This window comes from Streptomyces nodosus, assembly GCF_008704995.1.
GTDB lineage: Bacteria > Actinomycetota > Actinomycetes > Streptomycetales > Streptomycetaceae > Streptomyces > Streptomyces nodosus.
The window spans coordinates 6,936,868-6,950,490 of the sequence record NZ_CP023747.1; the positions used below are offsets into that span (position 1 = coordinate 6,936,868).

Annotated in this window: 15 protein-coding genes and 2 pseudogenes; 7 read left to right on the forward strand and 10 right to left on the reverse strand. The window is 68.8% G+C overall.

The features are described 5' to 3' along the window. Positions 1–3 precede the first annotated feature (3 nt). The 7 genes from CP978_RS30795 to CP978_RS30825 all read right to left on the reverse strand — a co-directional run bounded on the left by CP978_RS30795 (position 4) and on the right by CP978_RS30825 (position 5,847). On the reverse strand, positions 4–735 hold the full coding sequence (locus CP978_RS30795; RefSeq protein WP_043449927.1) for a VOC family protein: 732 nt from the start codon (positions 733–735) through the stop codon (positions 4–6). A 221-nt stretch (positions 736–956) separates the two neighbouring features. Next, positions 957–2,150 (reverse strand): hypothetical protein, encoded by a 1,194-nt coding sequence (locus tag CP978_RS30800; protein ID WP_052454397.1) that lies wholly within the window; start codon positions 2,148–2,150, stop codon positions 957–959. Between the two features lie 29 nt (positions 2,151–2,179). Next, positions 2,180–3,295, reverse strand: coding sequence for a hypothetical protein (locus CP978_RS30805; RefSeq protein WP_227745524.1), 1,116 nt, complete (start codon positions 3,293–3,295; stop codon positions 2,180–2,182). Between the two features lie 158 nt (positions 3,296–3,453). After that, positions 3,454–3,795, reverse strand: a complete 342-nt coding sequence (locus CP978_RS30810) for a DUF5713 family protein (protein ID WP_043449933.1) — start codon at positions 3,793–3,795, stop codon at positions 3,454–3,456. A 194-nt stretch (positions 3,796–3,989) separates the two neighbouring features. Next, positions 3,990–4,424 (reverse strand): VOC family protein, encoded by a 435-nt coding sequence (locus CP978_RS30815; protein WP_043449936.1) that lies wholly within the window; start codon positions 4,422–4,424, stop codon positions 3,990–3,992. A 149-nt stretch (positions 4,425–4,573) separates the two neighbouring features. After that, positions 4,574–5,194: an ATP-binding protein gene (locus CP978_RS30820; protein ID WP_227745526.1), complete on the reverse strand. Its 621-nt coding sequence runs from the start codon at positions 5,192–5,194 to the stop codon at positions 4,574–4,576. 116 nt (positions 5,195–5,310) lie between these two features. Beyond that, the gene (locus tag CP978_RS30825; RefSeq protein ID WP_043446312.1) at positions 5,311–5,847 is read right to left on the reverse strand and encodes a DoxX family protein; all 537 of its coding nucleotides are present in this window, start codon (positions 5,845–5,847) and stop codon (positions 5,311–5,313) included. A gap of 346 nt (positions 5,848–6,193) precedes the next feature. Between CP978_RS30825 and CP978_RS30830 the strand changes: the two genes are divergently transcribed. Continuing rightward, entirely contained in the window at positions 6,194–7,111 is a 918-nt protein-coding gene (locus CP978_RS30830) for an oxidoreductase (protein WP_043446314.1), read from the forward strand. On the opposite strand, the gene CP978_RS30835 is transcribed toward CP978_RS30830, so the two are convergent. From CP978_RS30835 to CP978_RS30845, 3 genes and pseudogenes are all read right to left on the reverse strand, one after another. Then, positions 7,106–7,309: a DUF397 domain-containing protein gene (locus tag CP978_RS30835; RefSeq protein ID WP_079162403.1), complete on the reverse strand. Its 204-nt coding sequence runs from the start codon at positions 7,307–7,309 to the stop codon at positions 7,106–7,108. The genes CP978_RS30830 and CP978_RS30835 overlap by 6 nt on opposite strands. Positions 7,310–7,335: 26 nt before the next feature. Continuing rightward, a pseudogene (locus CP978_RS30840) lies at positions 7,336–7,659 on the reverse strand (helix-turn-helix domain-containing protein); the annotation flags it as partial. A gap of 140 nt (positions 7,660–7,799) precedes the next feature. Next, positions 7,800–8,360, reverse strand: coding sequence for a hypothetical protein (locus CP978_RS30845; RefSeq protein ID WP_227745531.1), 561 nt, complete (start codon positions 8,358–8,360; stop codon positions 7,800–7,802). 158 nt (positions 8,361–8,518) lie between these two features. Here CP978_RS30845 and CP978_RS30850 point away from each other — a divergent pair. The 6 genes and pseudogenes from CP978_RS30850 to CP978_RS30875 form a co-directional block, all read left to right on the forward strand. Continuing rightward, positions 8,519–8,668: pseudogene (locus CP978_RS30850) on the forward strand (transposase); the annotation flags it as partial. Positions 8,669–9,381: 713 nt separating this feature from the next. Then, positions 9,382–10,335, forward strand: a complete 954-nt coding sequence (locus CP978_RS30855; protein ID WP_043446320.1) for an urea transporter — start codon at positions 9,382–9,384, stop codon at positions 10,333–10,335. 4 nt (positions 10,336–10,339) lie between these two features. Next, positions 10,340–10,645 carry an urease subunit gamma gene (locus CP978_RS30860; RefSeq protein ID WP_043446323.1) on the forward strand — a complete coding sequence of 102 codons (306 nt, stop codon included), beginning with the start codon at positions 10,340–10,342 and terminating at the stop codon, positions 10,643–10,645. A gap of 30 nt (positions 10,646–10,675) precedes the next feature. Next, complete coding sequence (locus CP978_RS30865) at positions 10,676–11,077, forward strand: urease subunit beta (protein ID WP_043446326.1); 402 nt, start codon at positions 10,676–10,678, stop codon at positions 11,075–11,077. Further along, positions 11,077–12,801 (forward strand): urease subunit alpha, encoded by a 1,725-nt coding sequence (ureC, locus tag CP978_RS30870; RefSeq protein ID WP_043446329.1) that lies wholly within the window; start codon positions 11,077–11,079, stop codon positions 12,799–12,801. Before CP978_RS30865 ends, ureC begins: the two co-directional genes overlap by 1 nt. Positions 12,802–12,911: 110 nt before the next feature. Continuing rightward, positions 12,912–13,598, forward strand: a complete 687-nt coding sequence (locus CP978_RS30875) for an urease accessory protein UreF (protein WP_043449941.1) — start codon at positions 12,912–12,914, stop codon at positions 13,596–13,598. The last annotated feature ends 25 nt before the right edge of the window (positions 13,599–13,623 follow it).

Here is a 13,623-nt window from a genome sequence, read left to right on the forward strand (position 1 = left end):
TGTTCAGGCGGAAGGGCTGGGCGTCACCACAGCGAACTCGTTGCCGTCGGGGTCGGCCATCGCCACCTCGCCGGACTCGTCCCTGCCGGTGCCGATGCGGGTCGCCCCGAGGGAGAGCAGACGCTCGACCTCTGCCTGCCGATCAGTGGGGACGGCGGGGGCGAGGTCGAAACGCAGTCGGTCCCTGCCCGTCCTCGGCATCAGCGGCGGACCACCCCATGTGATCTTCGGGCCGCCCTGCGGCGAGCGGATCGCGGTTTCCTGGTCCTGATCCCAGACCAACGGCCATGCCAGCGCCTTGCTCCAGAAGTACCCGACTTCCTGTGAACCGTCGCAAGCCAGCGCTCCGATGAAGCCGCAGTCGGCAAGGAAGTCGTTGCCCGGCTCGATGACGCAGAACTCATTGCCCTCGGGGTCGGCGAGCACCACATGACCTTCTTCCGGACGCTGGCCGATGTCGATGTGCCGTGCGCCGAGCCCCAGTGCCTTGGCCACTGTCTGCTGCTGGTCCTCCAGGGAGGCGCTCGTCAGATCGAAGTGCATCCGGTTCTGGCCGGCTTTTTGTTCCCGGGTCGGAAGAAAACGGATCCGGAAGCCGGTGTCGTCGCTGGGCAGGAGCGCGACGCCGTGGTGCGGGTCGTCGGTGATCTCCCCACCCAGGAGACCGGACCAGAACTGCGCGAGACGCACGGGCTCGGTCGCATCGAAACAGACCGCGAACAGTTGAGAAGTCATGTGCCTGTGCATCTCCGATCCGCTGACCGACCGCTGCCGACGGGGCACCTGTCAGCCCCGTGAACGGGAAGCCTAGGGGGGAGTCGGTGCCACGCGCAGCCGGGTTTCGTCCGCGCGGGAGGCCACTGCCGCTCGGGCCCGGCCGGAAGGGTTGTTGGCTCCGGCCGGGCGAGGGTCGCGCTGAGGGGCGGGCGACAGCCGATGACGCCGAGGCCGTCGGCTCAGTACTCCTCGTCGGACGTGTCGGTCGTGACCCGGAAGGCGCCGCAGCCGATCCGGGCCGCCTCCGCCTCGACATAGCGGGGGAAGAGCGCGCGGACCTGGGCGCCGGAAGACCGGTAGGAGTGGGCCACGAAGGTCACGTCCCCCGTCTGGCAGTGGGCCTGGAAGATGCCTTCCCGGTCGGAGAGCGATCCCCTGCCCCGGCTGCTCTTCAGCCTTGTGTCGTACTGGTAGAGGAAGAGACCGAAGAGTGCGGTGAGCCGGGAGTCCGAGACCGTCGTCACACGCAGATTCGTGCTGCTCAGATGGCCGCGTTCACAGGTACGCACCGGACCGCCGTCCGGAGTGACCCGTACGCTCTCCGCGGTGGTGTCCTCGTCGTTCCCGCTGTCCTTGGCCTTCTTGCCGCCGTTCGCCTGCTCGCCGTCCTTGTGCTGTGCCGAAAACGCCAGCCCCTTGATGCGGCACACGGCTCCGGGACGGTCCCCGTTCCTTCCCTCGTCCGCGGCCGGGAGGTGGTCCGCGGGGTCCAGGATCGTGCCGCCGCACTCGTACTCGTCCAGGAGCCGGTTCATCACCTTCACCACCATATGGGTGAGCGCGGCCCGGTCCTTCTTGTCGACCTCGCTGCTCTGCACGGTGTAGCCGCCGTCGATGTCGACCACGGTGGGAGCCTTGATCGCGTCGGGCCTGCCGAAGCAGCCGTCCGGGACGGCCAGCCAGGCGCGTGTGTCGGAGGCCATGCCGAGCAGCCCGCCGCCCATCGGGACCAGCCGGGACGACAGATACTCCTCGCCCCAACGGCCGAGGCCGTCGTAGTGCTCGTCGAGCTGGTGGACGTTCACGGTGGCCCCGACGTTGTGTCCGGTCAGCCGGCACAGGCCCGAGTGGCCACCCACATTGCGGTACTGAAGGGGAGTCTCGGCTGCGGTGACCCGGTCCGGATCGTAGAAGAAGTCCTTCAGGTCCCCGTTGTCGAGCGCGCCCCAGCACTTGCGGTCGTCCCCGAACGGCCCGGCCCCGGTCCCCCAGGCCGTCCCCGCGACGCCGAGCAGCACCCCGGCGACGGCGGCCGCGACGACCGGCCGCACCCGGCCGCGCAGCAGCCGCCCCGGGTGCCACCGGGCACGTGGAACCGATACGGGCGTCGGCTCGGAAACACCGGTGGAGTGGTCGCTGTCTGCTGCGGACATAGGGCTTTCTCCCCCGACTTCCTTGCTGCTCATGACGGTTGGGTGTGCCGGGGTGCCAGCGGCGCACAGCCGAGGCGCTCGGTGACGGCGTCGGTGAACGCCTTCTGCGCATAACTCGGCATGGAGACCATGACGAAGGTCGCCGGACGGCCGACACAGTCCGCGCGGACGATGGCGTAGTCGTCCGTGAACACACCGGTGCCACGCCAGCCCGGAGCGGGTGCCTTGTCGCCGGTTGCTCCGTCGAGCAGGGCCGCGAGGCGGGGCTGCGCCACCATCACGGCGTCGTACAGCGGCCCGCCCCGCTGAATACGCACCGAGCAGGACTGGAGGTCCCGGTCGACCGCGCCGACCTGGTGTTCCAGGTTGTTCCCGGTCACCTTGTCGAAGGTGAAGCCGGGTATGCGGCAGGCCTCGCCGTAGAGACTTTCCGTCCTTTCGGGCAGTTGCAGCATCGGCGAGATGAGCTCGAACGGCTGTCCCGCCGCGCATCCGGCCGCTGCCATCCCGCGGTTGGCGGCGGCCACCAGCAGCGCCGCGACCGATCTGGTGCCGCCCAGGCCCGCCGGGGCGGACATGGTGCCCCGCGTCCAGGTGCTCGACGAATCGGCCGTGAGGGTGACGACGGTCGGCCGCCCGTCGGCAGTGTCGCAGCGCTTCGGCAGCACGATCGTGCCGCCGAGGCCGTGCACGGTGCCGGGCAGTCCGTCGGGCAGCGGCAGCGCGTCGCCGCCGAGATGCTCGATGACCCAACTGGCCCGCTTCGCCGCGTCCTTGGGAACGGGGCCGTAGTCCAGCGTGACTTCGGTGCGGTGGGTGACCTCGTCGTCGCTGATCGTCCTCGTGGCGTCGATGGTGACCGAGCAGCTGCCGGTGGGACGCTGTGGTGTCGGAGCCTGCTCCTGCGCGGCGCGTCTGCCGTTCTCCTCCTTCAGGTCCTTGTCGCTGAGGAAGTCGGGGCCGCTGTTCGCCTGCCAGGCGCCCCAGCAGTAGCGCTCGTCGCCGCTGAAGGGCCAGGTGTCGGTGGCCCAGGTGCCGGCGAGCGTGGCGAGCAGTATCAGCGCCGCACCACCCGCCAACAGCTTCCGTTTCCCCTTGGCGCGCAGGCGCCCCTGCTCGGCCGGTTCCCCGGTCGCGTCAGTCACTGTTGTCCCACCCGTTGTCCCCGTCAGCCGCGTACACATTCCGGCACACACTGTGATGTTCGACCGCTGAGAGTAGCAACGACCCGTCAGGGGCCGGAAATTGGCCGCCACGGACACGGCCTGTCCGAGGCCCCCACCCCGACCGGCCCTCCCCGCCCTCACCACTCCCGCGTGGCGATCAGCTCCTCCACATCCGCGTCCGTGAAGCCATAGGCATGGGCGATGAACCAGAAGTCCCCGGCTATCTCTTCGCGGGCCACGGTTTCGATCTCGCTCCCGGCGGCCTCGAAATCGGCCTCCAGGGCGTTGAACTCCTCGGTGGCGGCCCGGGTCAGGGCGTAGAGCGCGGTCAGGCCGGCGGGACGCTCCGCCTCGATGCGCTCGCACAGCCGGAGCAGGATCAGCTTTCCCAGGTCCACCACGTGATCGGGAAAGTAGTCGTCCTTGTACAGCCCCCGCAGAAAGGAGTGCGCGGTCACCTGTTGATTGCTGATGGGCATGACGCCGCCCCCGCCCTTGCTCGACGAACGATGTGACGCCTCGATCCTGCCCCCGACCACTGACATGCCTGTCGAGACGACCACTCGGCTCTCCTCAAGACCGTCACGTGACGAACGAGGACGAGCGTGTGCAGAGCAAGAGACTGACGCGAACGGCACCCGTCGACTCGCGAAGGTGCCACATTCGCGGCCACTCAGTCGAGACAGAACTCGTTGCCCTCGATGTCCTGCATCAGGAGGCACGACTCGTTGAAGCCATCGGCACGCAGTAGCCGCAGGCGTGTCGCGCCGAGTGCGACCAGCCGTGCGCATTCGGCCTCGAGCGCGGCGACGCGCTCTTCCCCCACGAGCCCGGTGCCGACCCGCACGTCAAGATGGACCCGATTCTTGACGACCTTGCCCTCGGGAACGCGCTGGAAGAACAGTCGCGGGCCGACACCCGTGGGATCAATGCAGGCGAACGCCGCCCCCTGACGCTCAGGCGGCAGTGCGCGATCGAAATCGCCCCACGTAGCAAACCCTTCCGGCGGCGGCGGTACGACGTACCCCAGCACCTCGCACCAGAAACGAGCCACGCGCTCAGGTTCTGCGCAGTCGAAGGTGACTTGGACCTGCTTGATCGACGTCATCGGGCCATCGTAGAGACGGGGCCTGGCCACGCGCCACGACAATACGTCCGCGAGCACGCGGCGCCCGGTGGGCACGCGGACGCCGCTGCCGCTCCCTCCGGCCCTCTTCCCCACCACTGATCACGATCATTCGGTCGCGATGCCTCAGGTCATGGAGCGGACCGGTCCACGTCGTCGCGCTGATCCTTGAGGCGGACCGTCAGTTCGGGCCAGTGCTCGAACCACCGTGCCAGGTCGCGCGTGGTCGACGAGCACAGCGATGGCAGGGCCCGGTTCGGCAGGAAACGGACGCAGGTCCCCGTGGTTCCGTCGGACCCGACATGCTCCAGATCGGTCACCGGGACGCCGAGTTCATAGCGCTGGGTCCAGGATCCGTTGAGACGACGGTTGGTATGAATCAGCCACTCGCTCAGCGCTGCGACGACGGACATACCGCGACGCGGATGTCCGTCGGGAAGCCGTTCCGCCTCGGGGAGGTCGAAGTATCGAAGGTCCTTCGTGGCCATGACCGGCTTCTTCACCACCCGGCCGTGCTCGTCCGTCCGAGTGTCGGTGCCTCGCCCGTCATCCTTCACCGACACGGACCCGTCGGCGTGCAGCGTGACCACGCATCGTCCGCCGCCTCGGCTCGCTGCCTCGTCAGCGGCATAAGCAACGACCTCAAGTACCAGGTGTTCCAGCCCGCCCGGCGCGAACTGTGCTGGGTCCTGGCGGATTCGGGCGAGATGGGCCGTGTCCACGGTGCCGGCCCAATCGTGCGTGGTGTTCACCCAGGAAGCTCTGGATCCATCCATCCGACGAGTATCCGTCGGGGCTGTCGTTCAGGCTGCCGAAATCAACCGCTCAGCAGCGACCGTCAGGGGCCGGGCTCGGCGTCCTGCCGGCCTCAATCCCCCGTCTCGGCGGGCTCCGTCTTGGCGGCGAGCACCCTCTCACGGCGGTCCACGACCACATACGCGCTCGCCGCGCTCGCAGCGAAGGAGAGCAGAAGCAGGCAGGGACGGTTGAGACGGTTACCGGTGAGGTGGTCCAGCGACCAGCGGCCCGGGCCGGCCAGGCTCAGGCACGCGGCGACAAAGCCGAGGTAGGCGGGGTACTCGTAGCCACCGGAGGTGACGAAGAAGCCGGCCTTGCGATGGACCGCGACCGCACCGGACATGGCACCGGTCGCCGCGGCACCCGCTACAGGGGTGGCCATACCGAGCGCGAGCAGCAGACCACCGCCCGCTTCACAGCTCCCCGCCGCGAGCGCACTCTGTCTGCCCGGCCGGAAACCCAGGTCCTCCATCGTCTTCGCCGTCTTCTCCAGGCCCCCGCCTCCGAACCAGCCGAACAGCTTCTGGGCGCCGTGCGCGAAGAACACACTGCCGGTGCCGAGCCGCAGAGCCAGCAGTCCGAGGTTCTTTCGGGCGAGGTGGGCCACGGCGATGTCCTTCCTCGCGCCAGGGGCGGCGCGGCAGACCAGTCCCCACCCCGGAGCCGAACAAGCTTCACCCACCATGGTTTCACGCCGGTGCCGATCCCGCAGAACATGTCACCCGGCACGGTGCGGGTCCGCGCTACATGACGCGCAGGCGGTCGCATCCACTGAACTGATACGATCTCCCCAGATCTAGTGCCTTCTCGATGCGGATTCCGATCCGGCGGGAAGGCTTTTTTCATGCCCCGGCGGCCTGACCGGCACTGGTGAACCCGATGCGACGGCGCCCGCCCCGCCGAGCGTTCCGCGCGCCGCGGGTCTCCGATCCCCCTCGAAGGAGAGCCCTTTCATGGACCCATGGACGAACACCCCAGCCGCCACCGGCACTTGGCGACTCGGTGACCGAACCGTCAACCGCATCGGGTTCGGTGCGATGCGCCTGACCGGCACCACGCCCTTCGACCAGGGCGCCCCACGTGATCGTGAGCAGTCGATCGGGGTGCTCCGACGGGCGGTCGAACTCGGCGTGAACCACATCGACACCGCCGCGTTCTACTTCTCGGCGACACGCTCAGCCAATGAACTGATCAACCGGGCGCTGGCGCCGTACCCGGACGAACTGGTCATCACGACCAAGGTCTGGCCGGGCCGCGATGCCTCGGGTGCATGGTGGTGGGCCACTCCGGCGCAGTTGCGCGGCCAGGTCGAGGAGAACCTGCGCCAACTCGGCCGCGATCACCTGGATGTGGTGAACCTTCGTGTACCACCGAGCCGGCGGAACGGCTCGATCGGCGAGCACTTCGCCGCGCTGGCCGAACTGCGCGACGCCGGGCTGATCCGGCACCTCGGTGTCTCCAACGTCACCTCCGAGCAACTGACCGAGGCCCTGGCCATCGCCCCGGTCGTCTGTGTGCAGAACCCTTACGGGATCGGAGCGTCGAGCGAGGACCGTGCCCTTCTGCGGCGCTGCGGTGAACTCGGCCTCGCCTTCGTACCGTTCTTCGCGATCGCCGGCTCCGGGCGCGAGTCTGGTCCCGCGGCCCGGGACACCGAGGCGGTGCAGGCCGTCGCCCGCGCGCACGATGCGTCCGTCGCGCAGGTCCGACTGGCCTGGACCTTGCACCAGGGGCCGCATGTCCTGGCGATCCCGGGAACCGGCGATCCGGAACACCTCGAACAGAACATGGCGGCGGGCCGCCTGAGCCTCTCGGAGGGGGAGATGGCCCGGCTCACCGGTACCGATGCGCCTGATCAGCCGACTTCATGAGGGACGACGCCGGTAGGAGCCGGCCGCCGACGCGGTGAAGGCCGACCAGGCGTCGGGGGAGAGGGTGAGCGGCTTTCTCCGGACGTCCTTCGAGTCCCGTACATGAACTGCCTCGTGGCACACAGCGACCTCTACACAGTTGCCGCCCCCACCGCCGCTGTAACTGCTCTTGAACCAAGCAACTCCGCTGGCGTTCATAGCGCTCCTCGCATCTGCTTCAGTAGGTCGGGCTGGAACAAGCCCGGAATGACGGAGCACTTGTACGCATACAACGAGACCGCCTCCTCCTCGATCCCCGCCCACTGGCGGAACCAGGAAGCCAGCCCCACCTTCCGCGTCAGGCTCATTGTCGCGGCCCCCAGAACTCGCGCCGCGACCGGGCCCAAGGCCTCCTCGGACCGGTTGACCAGGTCCTTCGACGGGAAACGCTTCCCCTGCTCGACCTTGGCGATGTATGCGGGCGAGTAGCGCACCAGCGGCGCGAACTGCTCCTGCGTCAGGCCGGCCTCTTCCCGCAGGGCCTTGAGGACTGCGCCGAAGGTCTTCAGACTGTCCGAGAGTTCGGGCTCGGGGCCCCGCCCACTCCGCCACCGTTGTCCGTCGCCATCGCAGCCGCCTTCCCCTCGTGATCACGAGTTGGGTCGTCTTGGTAGTCGCTGTGGGGCTCAGCAGTCATTAGGGGGAAGGCCTACTGCCCGCCGAGTCGGAGTGCAGCAACCATGTACAGGCTCGCGGACACCGTCAGAAGCAGAAAGGCGATAGTCGTGTGGACGACGAGTCCTTGCCCGGGGGCAAGGCCGAGATGTGCCCGGGCGGCACGGCTCACGCGGGGCCTGGGAACACCTCGCGCGGCGTTCACGTCCGCCTTCTCGATCGCTCGGCGCAGCTTCCTGCGACTTCTCTCGGCCGTGATACCCAGTCGCACACCGTGGGCATCGCGCACCAACAGGGTCCGGTACACGCTGCCGTACGAGAACGTCGTCAGCAGCCGGACGGTGGTGATCCGGTTGAGGTCGACAGACCGTTCGCCGGTCAAGGTGCGCGCAGTCAGGTGCGACGATGAGTGCCGGAAAGGAGCTCGCTCCTCGCACAGCGCGGGGAGCAGGACGAAGCTGATGATCCCGGACAGCAGGCCGAGCACGATCGGTGCGCCTTCGGGGACTACCCCCGCCCTGGCCAGCCCGTAGCCGCCGAAAGGCAACAGAAGGACCGTCACCGCCAGGCCCGATCCCATGCGTGCACGCGCCACGCTGCGGGTTGTGGTTGCTTCCACTGAGACCCTCCCCGTTTCTGCCGCAGACATCAGCATGCATACGCGGCGGACCCCTGCGCATTGCCGGTGTCCAGCAATCTTGGGCTCAGTATTTATCGGGCCAGGTCCCCAGTCACCAGCAGGACTCCGTGATCTTGCTCGGCCGGGCCAGGTGGGATGCCGACCGCGTGCGCGATGACGTGCGTGAGTACGTGCTGGAGCGTCTACGCGACGAGGATGCGGTGCTGGTGGTCGACGAGACCGGGGACGTGAAAAAGGGCACGCACACCGTCGGTGTCCAGCGCCTGGCGTCGCCTGCTCCCACGAAGTCACCACCGGCACCAGGAAGTTCCGCGCGGATACCCTGGCCACACCGGTCCGCGTCGCGGGGTCCAGATGGCGAGTGGAGGAGACCTTCCAGGCCGGAAAGGCGGCCCGTGCGCGACGTGACCCACCGGCTCGCCTGGTCCGCCTGGTGACGTCGCCCCGAGGCCCGAGCTCGGGCCAGCCATTACCGGAGACAAGCCGCGAGTCGGACATGAAGATCGCAATCTGCAGCTGGAGTACTAGAAGTTCCGGCTCTGCCGGAGGCCAGCGATGTGATACCCGGACCTGCCCCATCCATGGTGCGTCTTCGACTGGCCTTCCTGTTCGCGGAACGGCAGAGCTGTCAAGGCATCGACGATCGACAGCTGCTCCTCGGCGGAGCCTCAGGGTCGGGGTGGCTGGAGTATAAACCTCGCGCCTTTTTCAATTTACTTGGTCAACCTTTCTTCATAACGACCTCAGGGGTTCTTCAAAACTTCTCCACTAAACTCAAGCCCCCGATAAATCCGGCCGACTTATGAGCCCTCGCCACCAGCATTGATCCCTTTCCGAAGCTGATTGATCACTGATCGTTACGAAAATGTGCTTGTCTGGGTCGGGCGTAGTGTTCCGAAGGAAGTGATCAAGTGTCGACACCCCTTGGATCAACGGGTGTTGGCGAATTCGACGTGTCCTCTATCAGGGAGAAGGAATGCCTGTGGCAGGGCAGGTGGTGCAGCCCGGAAGCTGGGCTCCGGCGGAAGTCGGGCGGATACAGTTGCGGGGCGTCGCACAGGTCGCACTCAGTGCGAGCCCATGGACCGGGCTGCTTTTCACCATCGCGTTGTTCGCGGGCAGTTGGCAGATCGGCGTCTACGGTCTGCTCGGCGCGGCAGCGTCCACCGCGGCGGCCGCCGTACTGGGCGCCGACCGCGACGGTCTGACCAAAGGGCTGGAGGGCTACTGCGGTTGCCTGACCGGCATCGCCATCGTCGTCCGGTTGGACGCCTCGTGGCGGACCGCGGTGCTCGCCGTCATCGCCGGAGCCGTCTGTTCGGTGCTGAGTGCCGCGGCCGGCCGTCTGCTGGGGCGCCTCGGGCTGCCCGCGCTGACGGCCCCGTTCTGCCTGGTCGCCGGGGCGCTGGCGAGTGCGCTGCCGACCTCCCCGGCCGCGACCGCCCCGCCGATCCCCACCGTCGGGTTCACCGCCCTGTCGGCCGCGGAACTGGGTCGGGCGTTCTGCAACGACATCGGTCAGGTCTTCTTCCTCGACACGTGGTACGCGGGCCTGCTGCTGCTCGTCGGGCTGCTCGTCGCCTCCCGGACCGCCGCCCTCGCCGCCGCCTGCGGCAGTGTCGTCGCGATCCTGACCGCCTGCGCCATGGGCCTGCCCGCCGACCGGATCGCCGAGGGGCTCTACGGCTACAACGCGGTGCTCGTCGCCATCGCGCTGGCCGCGACCTTCCTGACCCTCACTCCGTGGACCGCCGGGTACGCCACGCTCGCCGCGGTGGCCTCGGTCCCCTTCACCGCCGCCTGGCAGGCCTTCGCCCAGCCCTCCGGCGGATCCCCCTTCACCTGGCCGTTCGTCGTGACGACCTGGCTCTTCCTGGCGGCCGCTCCAGCGCTGGAGCGGCCCGGCATCTCGTTCGAGAAAGCGAAGTGACGCCATGAACCTCGCACCGCGGGAAATCGACAAACTCCATGTCTATGTGGTGGCGGACCTGGCCCGGCGCCGCAAGGCCCGGGGCACCAAGCTCAACTACAGCGAAGCCGCCGCGCTGATCACCGAAGCCGTCCTGGAGGCCGCCCGCGACGGCCACACCGTGGCGGAGTGCATGGAGCTGGGCCGCAAGGTCGTCTCCGCCGACGACGTCATGCCCGGAGTGCGCGAGATGCTCACCGTGCTCCAGGTCGAGACGGCGTTCGTCGACGGGACGAAGCTGGTCACCTGCCACGACCCGATCAGCGCCTGAACCACCGCCTGAAACACCGAGGAGACAACGATGTCGGGTGGAGCCCACTACCTCTACGGGGACGACCCCGTGGAGATCAACGCCGACCGGGCCAAGATGAGCCTCACCGTCGCGAACACCGGTGACCGGGCTGTCCAGGTCGGCTCCCATTATCACTTCTTCGAGGTGAACCGCGCGCTGCGGTTCGACCGCGAGGCCGCCTACGGAATGCATCTGGACATCCCCTCGGGCACGGCCGTGCGCTTCGAGCCCGGTGACACCCGCGAGGTCGAGCTGTGCGCCTTCGGCGGCACCCGCCGACTCGTCGGCTTCGCCGGACTCGTCGACGGGGGCCTGAACTCCGGCGACACCAAGCGCGCCGCGCTGCGCCGCGCCGCAGAACTGGGATTCGCCGCCACCGACGGCACCGAGAACGAGGGGGCCGACGCCTGATGGCCATCATCCCGCGCAAGCAGTACACGGACCTGTTCGGTCCCACCGTGGGCGACCGGTTCCACCTCGCCGACACCAACCTGATCGTCGAGGTCGAGCACGACCACAACGCCGGCTCCTACGGCGACGAGGCCGTCTACGGCGGCGGCAAGGCCATCCGCGACGGCATGGCCCAGGACCCCGCCGCGCTCAACCGCGAGGGCGCCCTGGACCTGGTGATCACCAATGTGGTGGTCCTGGACCCGGTGGTCGGTGTCGTCAAGGGCGACATCGGTGTACGCGACGGCCTGATCGTCGGCATCGGCAAGGCCGGCAACCCGCGCCTGCAGAACGGCGTGGACCCCAAGCTCGTGATCGGCCCCGGCACCGAGGTGATCTCCGGCGAGCATCTGATCGCCACCGCCGGCGGCATCGACACCCACATCCACTTCATCTCGCCGCAGCAGGCCCAGGAAGGGCTGTCCAACGGCATCACCAGCTTCTTCGGCGGCGGCACCGGCCCGACCGACGGCAGCAACGGCACCACCTGCACCCCCGGCCCGTGGAACATCCACCGGATGCTGGAGGCCGTCGAGGACCTGCCGGTCAACGTGGGTCTCCTCGGCAAGGGCAACGGCAGCCTGCCCGAGGCGCTGCGCGAGCAGGTCGACGCGGGTGTGGCCGGTCTCAAGGTGCACGAGGACTGGGGCGCCACCCCCGCCTCCATCGACAACGCGCTGCGGGTCGCCGACGAGCACGACATCCAGCTCGCCATCCACACCGACACCCTCAACGAGGGCGGCTTCTTCGAGGACACCCTGTCCGCGATCGACGGCCGGACCATCCACACCTTCCACACCGAGGGCGCCGGCGGCGGTCACGCCCCCGACATCATGCGGATCTCCGGCGAGCCCAATGTGCTGCCGGCCTCCACCAACCCCACGCTGCCGTACACCATCAACTCGGTGGACGAGCTGCTGGACATGGTGATGGTCTGCCACCACCTCTCCCGCAACATCCCCGAGGACGTCTCCTTCGCCGACAGCCGGGTGCGCGCCGAGACCATCGCGGCAGAAACGGTCCTGCATGACCTCGGCGTGATCAGCATCTTCTCCTCCGACTCCCAGGCCATGGGCCGGGTCGGCGAGTCCTTCGCCCGCGCCTTCCAGACCGCGCACCACTGCAAGGAGCTGCGCGGCTCGCTCGCCGAGGACACCTCCCGCAACGACAACGCGCGGGTGCTGCGCTATCTGGCCAAGCTCACCATCAACCCGGCGATCGCGGTGGGTGCCTCCGATGTGATCGGCTCGCTGGAGCCCGGAAAACTCGCCGACATCGTGCTCTGGCCGATCAATTCCTTCGCCGCCAAGCCCAAGATGATCATCAAGGGCGGCATGGTGAACTGGTCCCTGATGGGTGACCCCAACGCCTCCCTGCCGACCCCGCAGCCGGTCTACTACCGCCCGGCGTTCGGTGCCCTCGGCCGCGCCAGGCAGCGCACCTCGGTCACCTTCATGTCCCAGGCGTCCATCGCCGCGGGCGTCCCGCAGGAGCTCGGTCTCCAGCGCCGGATCGAGCCGGTGCGGCGCTGCCGCACGGTGGGCAAGGAGCACATGGTCCGTAACGACGCGCTGCCGCGCATCGAGGTGGACCCGGAGACCTACAAGGTCACCGTCGACGGTGAGCCCGCCACCATCGAGCCGGCCGAGCGCCTCCCGCTCAACCAGCTCTTCTACATCGTCTGACCAGCCCTTTTGACGGCCCGTCGGGCGCCCCGCGCGCCCGGCGGCCACCGACGGCCGGACCGCCACGGACGGCCACCCGGCAGGAACGGAACCCCGGCGTGAACGACCCGATGCCGATCCCGGCGCTGCTGACCGGGCTCCAGCTCACCGACTCGGCCTTCCCCAGCGGCTACTACACCCTCTCCCACGGTCTGGAGGGTTTCCAGCAGGCCCGTGAGGTCACCCCGCGCAGCCTGCCCGCACTCCTCCACGACCTGCTCCGCCACAGCGCGGGACCGGCCGACGCGACCGCCCTGGCCCTCGCTCACCGCGCGGTGAGCGCGGACGACTGGGACCAGGTGGTGGCCGTGGAGCGGCGCCTGTACGCCACCAAGCTGGGCCGCGAGGCCCGGCAGGCCGCCGTCCGCACCGGACGCCAGCTGCTGGACCTGGCCGGCGAGGTCTACGGCGCAGCGGAGATCGAGCGGTACCGGGCCCTGTACCGGGACGGCGCGGTGCGCGGCTGTCAGCCGGTCGTCGCGGGCGTCGTCCACGCGGCCAACGGGCTGACCGCACGGCAGGCGGTCACCTGCGAGCTGTTCGCCTTCGCGGCCAGCTTCGTGGGGGCCGCTCTGCGGCTGCGGCTCACCGACCACCGCCGGGCCCAGGTCGTGCTGCACGCCGCCGCCCCGGTGATCGAGGAGACCGTATCGGCGGCCCTGCACCGGGAGCTGGCCGACCTCGGCGGATGCGTGCCCGTCGCGGACGTCATGGCCGGCCGCCACGAGCGCGCCGAAGCCCGGCTGTTCGCGAGCTAGCGGCCTCCCCGCAACGCGAAAACAC

What these genes read in the sequence shown, in the direction of transcription:
- CP978_RS30795 (WP_043449927.1), bottom strand. Translation starts at nt 735, where the DNA reads ATGACTTCTCAACTGTTCGCGGTCTGTTTCGATGCGACCGAGCCCGTG.
- CP978_RS30800 (WP_052454397.1), bottom strand. Translation starts at nt 2,150, where the DNA reads ATGTCCGCAGCAGACAGCGACCACTCCACCGGTGTTTCCGAGCCGACG.
- CP978_RS30810 (WP_043449933.1), bottom strand. Translation starts at nt 3,795, where the DNA reads ATGCCCATCAGCAATCAACAGGTGACCGCGCACTCCTTTCTGCGGGGG.
- CP978_RS30815 (WP_043449936.1), bottom strand. Translation starts at nt 4,424, where the DNA reads ATGACGTCGATCAAGCAGGTCCAAGTCACCTTCGACTGCGCAGAACCT.
- CP978_RS30830 (WP_043446314.1), top strand. Translation starts at nt 6,194, where the DNA reads ATGGACCCATGGACGAACACCCCAGCCGCCACCGGCACTTGGCGACTC.
- CP978_RS30835 (WP_079162403.1), bottom strand. Translation starts at nt 7,309, where the DNA reads ATGAACGCCAGCGGAGTTGCTTGGTTCAAGAGCAGTTACAGCGGCGGT.
- CP978_RS30855 (WP_043446320.1), top strand. Translation starts at nt 9,382, where the DNA reads ATGCCTGTGGCAGGGCAGGTGGTGCAGCCCGGAAGCTGGGCTCCGGCG.
- CP978_RS30860 (WP_043446323.1), top strand. Translation starts at nt 10,340, where the DNA reads ATGAACCTCGCACCGCGGGAAATCGACAAACTCCATGTCTATGTGGTG.
- CP978_RS30865 (WP_043446326.1), top strand. Translation starts at nt 10,676, where the DNA reads ATGTCGGGTGGAGCCCACTACCTCTACGGGGACGACCCCGTGGAGATC.
- ureC (WP_043446329.1), top strand. Translation starts at nt 11,077, where the DNA reads ATGGCCATCATCCCGCGCAAGCAGTACACGGACCTGTTCGGTCCCACC.
- CP978_RS30875 (WP_043449941.1), top strand. Translation starts at nt 12,912, where the DNA reads ATGCCGATCCCGGCGCTGCTGACCGGGCTCCAGCTCACCGACTCGGCC.